The sequence below is a fragment of the Streptomyces abyssalis genome (assembly GCF_001751365.1).
Classification (GTDB): Bacteria; Actinomycetota; Actinomycetes; order Streptomycetales; family Streptomycetaceae; genus Streptomyces; species Streptomyces abyssalis.
This window is the reverse complement of sequence record NZ_LJGT01000040.1, coordinates 1,372,436-1,380,635: the sequence shown is the minus strand read 5'-3', so window position 1 is coordinate 1,380,635 and position 8,200 is coordinate 1,372,436. Positions and strand designations below refer to the sequence as shown.

General features: G+C 69.0%; 10 protein-coding genes. 4 read left to right on the top strand and 6 right to left on the bottom strand.

Annotated elements, in window-relative coordinates:
- Positions 1-241 precede the first annotated feature (241 nt).
- A complete protein-coding gene (locus AN215_RS20815) occupies positions 242-937 on the bottom strand; it encodes a DNA-3-methyladenine glycosylase (protein WP_070012278.1) in 696 nt (231 codons plus the stop codon).
- Between the two features lie 172 nt (positions 938-1,109).
- On the opposite strand from AN215_RS20815, the gene AN215_RS20810 reads away from it, so the two are divergent.
- On the top strand, positions 1,110-1,892 hold the full coding sequence (locus AN215_RS20810; RefSeq protein ID WP_070012277.1) for a sporulation protein: 783 nt from the start codon (positions 1,110-1,112) through the stop codon (positions 1,890-1,892).
- Between the two features lie 49 nt (positions 1,893-1,941).
- Here AN215_RS20810 and AN215_RS20805 read toward each other — a convergent pair whose 3' ends face one another.
- Entirely contained in the window at positions 1,942-2,382 is a 441-nt protein-coding gene (locus AN215_RS20805; protein ID WP_070012276.1) for a barstar family protein, read from the bottom strand.
- Positions 2,383-2,494: 112 nt separating this feature from the next.
- On the opposite strand from AN215_RS20805, the gene AN215_RS20800 reads away from it, so the two are divergent.
- Positions 2,495-3,034 (top strand): YbhB/YbcL family Raf kinase inhibitor-like protein, encoded by a 540-nt coding sequence (locus AN215_RS20800; RefSeq protein ID WP_070012275.1) that lies wholly within the window; start codon positions 2,495-2,497, stop codon positions 3,032-3,034.
- A gap of 400 nt (positions 3,035-3,434) precedes the next feature.
- Positions 3,435-3,974, top strand: a complete 540-nt coding sequence (locus AN215_RS20795) for an HNH endonuclease (RefSeq protein WP_070012274.1) — start codon at positions 3,435-3,437, stop codon at positions 3,972-3,974.
- 51 nt (positions 3,975-4,025) lie between these two features.
- Here AN215_RS20795 and AN215_RS20790 read toward each other — a convergent pair whose 3' ends face one another.
- The 4 genes from AN215_RS20790 to AN215_RS20775 form a co-directional block, all read right to left on the bottom strand.
- Positions 4,026-4,793 (bottom strand): sulfite exporter TauE/SafE family protein, encoded by a 768-nt coding sequence (locus AN215_RS20790; protein WP_070012522.1) that lies wholly within the window; start codon positions 4,791-4,793, stop codon positions 4,026-4,028.
- Between the two features lie 73 nt (positions 4,794-4,866).
- Entirely contained in the window at positions 4,867-5,823 is a 957-nt protein-coding gene (locus AN215_RS20785; protein ID WP_070012273.1) for an SPFH domain-containing protein, read from the bottom strand.
- A gap of 112 nt (positions 5,824-5,935) precedes the next feature.
- Positions 5,936-6,361: an NfeD family protein gene (locus tag AN215_RS20780; RefSeq protein ID WP_070012272.1), complete on the bottom strand. Its 426-nt coding sequence runs from the start codon at positions 6,359-6,361 to the stop codon at positions 5,936-5,938.
- 21 nt (positions 6,362-6,382) lie between these two features.
- Positions 6,383-7,174, bottom strand: coding sequence for an ABC transporter ATP-binding protein (locus AN215_RS20775; RefSeq protein WP_070012521.1), 792 nt, complete (start codon positions 7,172-7,174; stop codon positions 6,383-6,385).
- A 106-nt stretch (positions 7,175-7,280) separates the two neighbouring features.
- Here AN215_RS20775 and AN215_RS20770 point away from each other — a divergent pair, with 106 nt between their 5' ends.
- Positions 7,281-8,150 carry a hypothetical protein gene (locus AN215_RS20770; protein ID WP_070012271.1) on the top strand — a complete coding sequence of 290 codons (870 nt, stop codon included), beginning with the start codon at positions 7,281-7,283 and terminating at the stop codon, positions 8,148-8,150.
- Positions 8,151-8,200: the final 50 nt, after the last annotated feature.

Sequence of the window (8,200 nt, the reverse complement as noted above, 5' to 3'; positions counted from 1 at the left end):
GAACGGACGCTTCCATCACAACCCTGCCACAGGCCACTCCGGGCGCTTCCCTCTCGGTGTCACTACTTTAGCGGATTCTCTCGCGGGCTCCTAATCGGAACCTTAGGGCCGGTTTTTGGCGCACCAAAAAGCCGACCCCGTTGGGGAAAATCGTAGGTAGTGTTTGGTCGCATCCGGGGCGGCGTCTCCTCGGCTTCGAGGCCGTGGCTACCGCCAATCCGTTTCAGCGACTCGGTCAACATTAGGTCTTCGGGCCTCCGGAGTCAAGCGACCTTGGACGGTGCCTCCGTTGGTGTGGCCGGTACGGGCTCACCGTGGGGTCCTGGTCGATCCAGTACCGCCAGGGGTGTACTGCACCGGCTCCCCCCACACCCGTGCGAGGACCGCTGCGGAGCCGGTCGGCGTCGAAGCTCTCACCAGCCAGAACGCTCAGCGGCGCGTGCTTTTCCGTCGAGCAGACATCCGTACCGTTCAGAGTCCTGTCGACGTCGAGGGCCGTCGCCAGCCGGGCCGGACCCTTGGCCAGTTCCGTGCCCTTCCGCGCCTTCGGCCGTCGCTTCCGTGCGTGCTCCTCGCCCGTCAGGATCTCGCCGGCCCGCAGCAGCACACCGCTCGCGTGGCCCTCCCTGCCGCAGACGAGGTTGAGGCTGAACCACATCCCGTAGATGAAGTAGACGTACGCGTGCCCGGGCGGACCGAACATGGAGGCGTTGCGCTGCGTCCTCCCCTTGTACGCGTGCGACCCCGGGTCGGCCTCCCCCGCGTAGGCCTCGACCTCCGTGATGCGCAGGACGATCCGTCCGTCCGGCGCCGTACGGACGAGGTACCGGCCCAGAAGCTCAGGGGCGACTTCGAGGACCGGGCGGTCGAAGAAGGACCGGGGCACTGGTGTGTGGTTGTCGTCGTTCCCTCGCGTACCGTCTCCGCCGGTGATCATGCCGACCGAGGGTAACCGAGCCCGGGGGTTGTGCTTCGAGGCGGTGGGCCGATCATTCTGCTGAAGCCGGAACCGCCGGCCGTCCTCGGGCGTACCTCGTACCGGAGGACGTCGAGTACGTCACGAGTGATCCGAAGAGACGCACAGGAAGTGCCTGGGAGGGACTTGAGAGATGGGTTTCAAGAAGCTGTTCGCGAGCCTGGGGGTCGGAAGTGCGTCGGTGGACACCGTGCTCCACGAGCCGAACGTGGTGCCGGGCGGTGTCGTTCAGGGAGAGGTCCACATCGAGGCGGGCTCGGTGGACCAGCAGATCCAGGGGCTGTCCGTCGGTCTCATGGCGAAGGTCGAGGTGGAGACCAACGACGGTGAGCTGAAGCAGAACATCGAGTTCGGCCGGCAGCAGCTGGGGGGTGCGCTCGACCTGAAGGAAGGCGCCAGGCACACCGTGCCCTTCCGGCTGGAGGTGCCGTGGGAGACACCGATCACGATGTTCATGGGGCAGCAGCTGACCGGCATGAGCATCGGTGTGTCCACGGAGCTCGCCATCGCGCAGGCCGTCGACTCCACGGACATCGACCCCGTGAACGTCCACGCGCTCCCCGCCCAGCAGGCGATCCTGGACTCCTTCGGGACGCTTGGCTTCCGCTTCAAGACGGCCGACATGGAGAAGGGGCGGATCCGGGGCACGCGGCAGCAGCTGCCCTTCTACCAGGAGATCGAGTTCATGGCGCCCCAGCAGTACCGGGGGCTGTCGCAGGTCGAGCTGTCGTTCGTGGCCGACGGGCGTCAGATGGACGTCGTGATGGAGATGGACAAGACGCCGGGGATCTTCACCGGGGGAAGTGACTCGTACCGGGCGTTCCAGGTGGACCTGACCGACTTCCACCAGACGGACTGGACGGCGTTCATCAACCAGTGGCTCACGGAGGTCGGAGGGCGCCGCAACTGGCTGTGAGGCCGGACGCGCCTGCCTCCGCCGGACCGGCACCCGCAGGCGACGGGGGTCAGCCCAGGAGTACCGACAGAGGCGCGTCCCGCACGGCCCAGTAGCCGACCGCCGCCGTGAAGACGTTCACGGCGGTGGCGGCGGCCTTCGGGTCGGCCTGTTCGAAGCCGGGCCAGCCCGCGGTCATCAGCAGGTATCCGTCTGTCTCTCCCCACCAGGAGAGGTCGGTGAGGGAGTCGGCGAGGGCGTCCCAGTTGTGGCCGAACCAGCCGGGGAGTTCGAGGCCGGTCGCACAGCGGTTCATGAACTCGGCCTTGTCGGTGACGTCGCTGAGGTCGATCACCGCCCCGGTCCAGTTCGCGGCGTCAGCCTGCATCAGGACGTCGGGGCCGACGGAGTCGCAGCGGTACACCCCGGGGGGCACGGTGCCTTCGAAGAGGCCCGGCAGACCGCCGTCGGGCAGTTCGGGCAGTTCGGGCAGGTCCACGGGACTGGTCATCGTCGCACCATCGCTTTTTAGGTCTCGTCGTGCCTCCCATGGTGACAAAGACCGGGACAACGGCTCGTTAGGCTGGCCGGTGCAGCGATTCGCGCCATCAGGAGGTACCGACGTGACCGAGCAGAAGCAACCGCCGCTCCCGCACGACTTCCATCCGCCCGTCGCCTCTTTCCAGGTGGTGAGCGATGACGTCTCGGAGGGCGGACGGCTGCGCCCGGACCAGCTGTTCTCGGAGGGGAACACCTCTCCTCATCTGCGCTGGGACGGATTCCCCGCGGACACCCGCAGCTTCGCCGTCACCTGCTTCGATCCGGATGCCCCCACGGGCAGCGGCTTCTGGCACTGGTCCGTCTTCGACATCCCCGTATCCGTGACGGAACTGCCCCGGGGCGCGGCCAGCGGTGAGATGCAGGGGCTGCCCGAGGGTGCAGTCCACGTACGCAACGACTTCGGCACCCGGAACTTCGGCGGTGCCGCGCCGCCGCCCGGGGACGGCCCGCACCGTTACGTCTTCACGGTCTACGCCGTCCAGGACGAGAAGCTCGGGCCGGACGGGGACGCCTCTCCCGCGTTCGTCGGTTTCAACCTGCGTTTCAAGGCGATCGGGCGGGCTCAGCTGATCGGTCTGCACGAGGTGCACGCCGAGGGCTGAGCGGCGGGCGTGCGGTGGACGTCGCACGCCGAAAAGCCTTTGCGCCCCGTCGTTCCGGGATCGCACAGTGGTGACGGGCAGTCGGCACCGCAGTGCGGGGACGGCGGGGCGCTTGTGTCTGCGCCGGCAGTCCGTCGGAGCCTGGCCGAGGGCCGGCGACCGCGCCGACTGCCCTTTGGATTTCCGCTTTCCATACGCCGGCCGGCCTTCTGGCCATGCGCATTCCCGGGTTCTGTCCTTTTCTCCCGTTCTCTTTTCTCCGTTCTCTTCCCTTTCACCGTGCCGCCGGACGGCCGTCCGCTTACGTACGGCGGGCGGAAATTGCGTTGTCGGGGGATTCCCGTGGCGGCAGAGTGGGGCCACCGCCGCAGGGGCGGGAGGGAACCGGGAGGTGGAGGGAATGCGCGAGACCTTGATCCTGAACGCGGGCTTCGAGCCGCTTTCGACCGTGTCGCTGCGGCGGGCCGTGGTGCTGGTCATGCAGGACAAGGCCGTCGTGGAGCACGCCCACCCGGGGCTCCGCGTGCGGGCGGCGAGCATCGATCTTCCGGTGCCACAGGTGATCAGACTCTGCAGATACGTGCGTGTTCCGTTCCGACAACGGGCGCCGTGGTCGCGTCGCGGCGTCCTCGTACGGGACCGGCACCGGTGTGCGTACTGCGGGCGCAGGGCGACCACGGTGGACCATGTGGTGCCGCGTTCGCAGGGCGGTGGCGACACCTGGCTCAACACCGTCGCAGCGTGTGCGGCGGACAATCACCGCAAGGCGGACCGGACACCGTCGCAGGCCGGGATGGCCCTGTCGGTGAAGCCGTTCGAGCCGACGCCGGCCGACGCTCTGCTGCTCGCCCTGGGCCTCAAGGACGGCGAGGGCCTGCCGGAGTGGCTCGCGGTTCCCGGTCCGTCCGTCTCCGCGCCCGCGTTGCCCGCCACGGCCTGACGGACGGGCGGGGTAGGTGCGCTACGTACGCAACGTGCGCAACTCCGGTTCTCAGCCGAGGAGTTGCTGCAGGAGCGCCGCCACGCCGATCGTGACGACGACCGCACGCAGCGCGGCCGGCGGCAGTCTGCGTCCCACGAGGGCGCCGAACTGGCCGCCGACCGCGCTGCTCACGGCGATGAGCAGGACGGCCGTCCAGTCGAACTCGGCGACGAAGAGGAAGAAGACCGCGGCCGTTCCGTTGACGAGTGCGCCGAGGACGTTCTTCACGGCGTTGATCCGCTGCATGTCCTCGTCCAGGAACAGCCCCATGAGGGCGAGGTAGATGATGCCCTGGGCGGCGCCGAAGTAGCCGCCGTACGCGCTTGAGAACAGCATGCCCGTGGACAGCATGACGCCCCCGTTGGGATGCGGTGTCCTGCCGCGCTTCTCGCGGCGGCGTTCCGCGACGCGCGCGAACCACGGCTGTACGGCCACAAGCACCAGCGCGATCCCGATAAGCGCCGGAACGATCATGTCGAAGGCGCTGGAGGGCAGGGCGATCAGCAGTGCCGCTCCCGTCAGCGCGCCGACGAACGCCACGCCGCTCAGAAGCAGCACGCGGCGCCGCTGCCCGCGCAGCTCCCGCCGGTATCCGATGGCGCCGCTGACCGAGCCGGGGACGAGGCCGAGCGCGTTCGACACATTGGCGGTGACGGGCGGGAGACCGACGGCGAGCAGCACGGGAAACGTGAGCAGTGTGCCGGAGCCGACGACGGTGTTGATGGCGCCCGCGCCGACACCGGCCGCGCAGACGGCCACCATCTCCCAGATGGTCACGCGAAGCCCCTTCGAGATCAGTGCCGTACACACTGATCATGCCGGAGGGGCTTCCGGCGTGCGTGGGCGGGGCTCAGTCGATCTTCGGGCTCTCCCTCGGCGGCTTCACCATGCCGGCGGCCGGGGACCCCGCGCCCGCGCCGCTGCTGCCGCCGCCGGGCTTGAAACCGTCCAGCGCGCCGCCGAGGCCCTTGAGCGCGTCGCCGATCTCGCTGGGGACGATCCAGAGTTTGTTGGCGTCGCCCTCGGCGATCTTCGGAAGCATCTGCAGGTACTGGTACGAGAGCAGCTTCTGGTCCGGGTCGCCGGCGTGGATCGACTCGAAGACCGTACGGATGGCCTGCGCCTCGCCCTCGGCGCGCAGCGCCGCGGAGCGGGCCTCACCTTCGGCGCGCAGGATCGAGGACTGCTTCTCGCCCTCGGCGGTGAGGATCTGCGACTGCCGCACGCCCTCGGCCTGGAGGATCGCCGCGCGCTTGTCGCGGTCGGCGCGCATCTGCTTCTCCATCGAGTCCTGGATGGACGTCGGCGGCTCGATGGCCTTGAGCTCCACGCGGTTCACGCGGATGCCCCACTTGCCGGTGGCCTCGTCGAGCACTCCGCGCAGCGCGGCGTTGATCTCCTCGCGGGAGGTGAGGGTCCGCTCCAGGTCCATGCCGCCGATGATGTTGCGCAGCGTGGTGACCGTGAGCTGTTCGATCGCCTGGATGTAGCTGGCGACTTCGTACGTGGCGGCGCGGGCGTCGGTCACCTGGTAGTAGATGACCGTGTCGATGTTGACGACCAGGTTGTCCTGGGTGATGACGGGCTGCGGGGGGAAGGGCACGACCTGTTCACGCAGGTCGACCCTGTTGCGGACCGTGTCGATGAACGGAACCACGATGTTCAGGCCCGCGTTGAGAGTGCGGGTGTAGCGGCCGAAGCGCTCGACGATGGCGGCGCTCGCCTGCGGGATGACCTGAATCGTCTTGATGAGTGCGATGAAGACCAGCACCACCAGGATGATCAGGACGATGATGATGGCGTCCATCCGCCCCCCTGCGTCCATGTTGCTGTCACTGATATGACGTCATCGGGACCGACACGAATCGTCCCTCGCAAGTCGCTGTGTACTCGCGGTTGTTGAGGTTAGCCGCTGTCTGTCATCCCATCACGACCGCCGTGGCTCCGTCGATCTCCACCACGTCGACCTGGGAGCCCGCCTCGTAGGTCACGTCCGAGTCCAGGGCCCTTGCCGACCAGACCTCGCCGGCGAGTTTGATCCTTCCGCCCTGCCCGTCCACGCGCTCCAGCACGGTGGCCTGGCGCCCGCGGAGCGCGTCCACACCGCTGCTGAGCTTCGGATGCTCCCTGCGGGAGCGGCGGGCCATGGGCTGCACGACGAGGATCAGAGCCGTCGAGACCACGGCGAAGACGAGGACCTGCGCCACCATTCCGCCGCCGAGCCCGGCCGTGACTGCTCCGGCGACGCCGCCCATGGCGAGCATGCCGAATTCGGGCATAGCGGTGAGGACGAGCGGAATTCCCAGCCCCACGGCGGCTATCAGCCACCAGATCCATGCATCCACACGGCCATGGTAGGCGCGCGATCAGCTCAGTGGCAGACCCTGAGCGGTCCAGCGCTCTCCCCGGTTCTCCACGACGAGCGGCAGCCCGAAGCAGCGCGAGAGATTGCGCGAGGTCAGCTCGGTCTCCAGCGGTCCGGCGGCGAGCACCTGCCCTTGACGGATCATCAGAACATGCGTGAATCCGGGGGCGATCTCCTCGACATGGTGGGTGACCATGAGCATCGACGGTGCGTACGGGTCACGCGCTAGCCGGCCCAGTCTGCGTACGAGATCCTCGCGGCCGCCGAGGTCGAGCCCCGCGGCCGGCTCGTCCAGCAGAAGCAGCTCGGGGTCGGTCATCATGGCGCGTGCGATGAGGGTGCGCTTGCGCTCGCCCTCGGAGAGGGTGCCGAACTTGCGGTCGAGGTACTCGGTCATGCCGAGCCGGTCGAGGAAGGCACGCGCGCGTTCCTCGTCCACGTCCTCGTACTGCTCCTGCCAGTGCGCCGTCATGCCGTACGCGGCGGTCAGCACGGTGCGCAGCACGCTCTGGGATCGCGGGAGTTTGTCCGCCATGGCGATGCCCGCCATGCCGATGCGCGGGCGGAGTTCGAAGACGTCGACGGCGCCGAGCCTGTCGCCGAGGACGGTGGCGGTGCCCTTGCTGGGGAAGAGGTAACTCGACGCGAGGTTGAGCAGGGTGGTCTTGCCGGCACCGTTGGGGCCGAGGATGATCCAGCGTTCGCCTTCCTTGACCGACCAGGAGACATCGTCCAGCAGAGCGTGGCCGTCGCGGACCACTGATACGTCCACCAGCTCCAGTACTTCGCTCATGAGCGCGTTGTCTCCCAATGCAGTCGCCGTTACCCGTGCCTTGTGAGCAGAGTCCCCAGCCAAACCTACGCCACGCGTTCGAGGGTCCGTTCCCTAGGCTGGGGTCATGCTCGATGAACCTCGTTCGGGACGCCTCGCCGCTTGGGGAAATGCTCTGTTCGCCGCACTCGTCTCTCCCGATGAGGCCGCGCAGCGGATCGTCGGCGAGGACGCGGTGCACCGCGTGGTGGGGCTTCCCGCTTCGGCGGGGCCCTACGCGGATTCCGAGCCGGAGCCTGTGGGTCTGACCCTGGCGCTGGGGCGGCTGCGGTCGCTGGGTGCGCGGGGGCTGCGGGTCGCGCTGCCCGTCCCGGGGCATCCGCTGGGCCTGAGCGGGCCGCCGGAGTTCAACTCCTCCGCTCTGGAGGCCGGTGAGGCCGTGATCGCGGTGGGCGCCGGTACCGGACTGGTGCCCGAGATCCACGAGGCGGGGCCGCAGGGCGATGTGCACGTGGAGGTCACCTGGCGCTGTCTGCCCGTACGGGAGGCGCCGCCCGCCGACGTCCCCTCGCTGGCTGAGGCGGAACGCGAGCTGGCCGAGGCGATGCGGGAGGCCACCGAGGTGCTCACGGAGCTGGACGTGGCCGGCTCGGGCCCGGCGGCGGACGCGGCGCTGGAGGCGTACCGGGCACGTATGGAGGCCGGGAGGCGGCTGCTGGCGCCGGGGTATCCGCCGCGTGCGGTGCGGGTGCTGGAGCTGGGCCAGCGGGTGCGGGCGCTCGTCGCCATCGCGTACGGGGAGGAGAGCGGGTCCGGGCACGCCGGCGGGCCCGGAGCAGGAGGCGCCGGTGACGGCCGTGAGCACGGCGGTGCGGTGAGCGCCTCGCAGATCGCGGCGCGTGCGGAGGCGTTGCGGCCGGTGGAGCGTACGGCGAGGCGGGCGCAGGTCGCGGCGTACAACGCCTACGCGGAGGAGCTGGAACGCAAGAGGTCGTGACGTGTCGCCGGTCATGACGGCAAGGGCATGAGGTGACGCGCGCGGGGGCG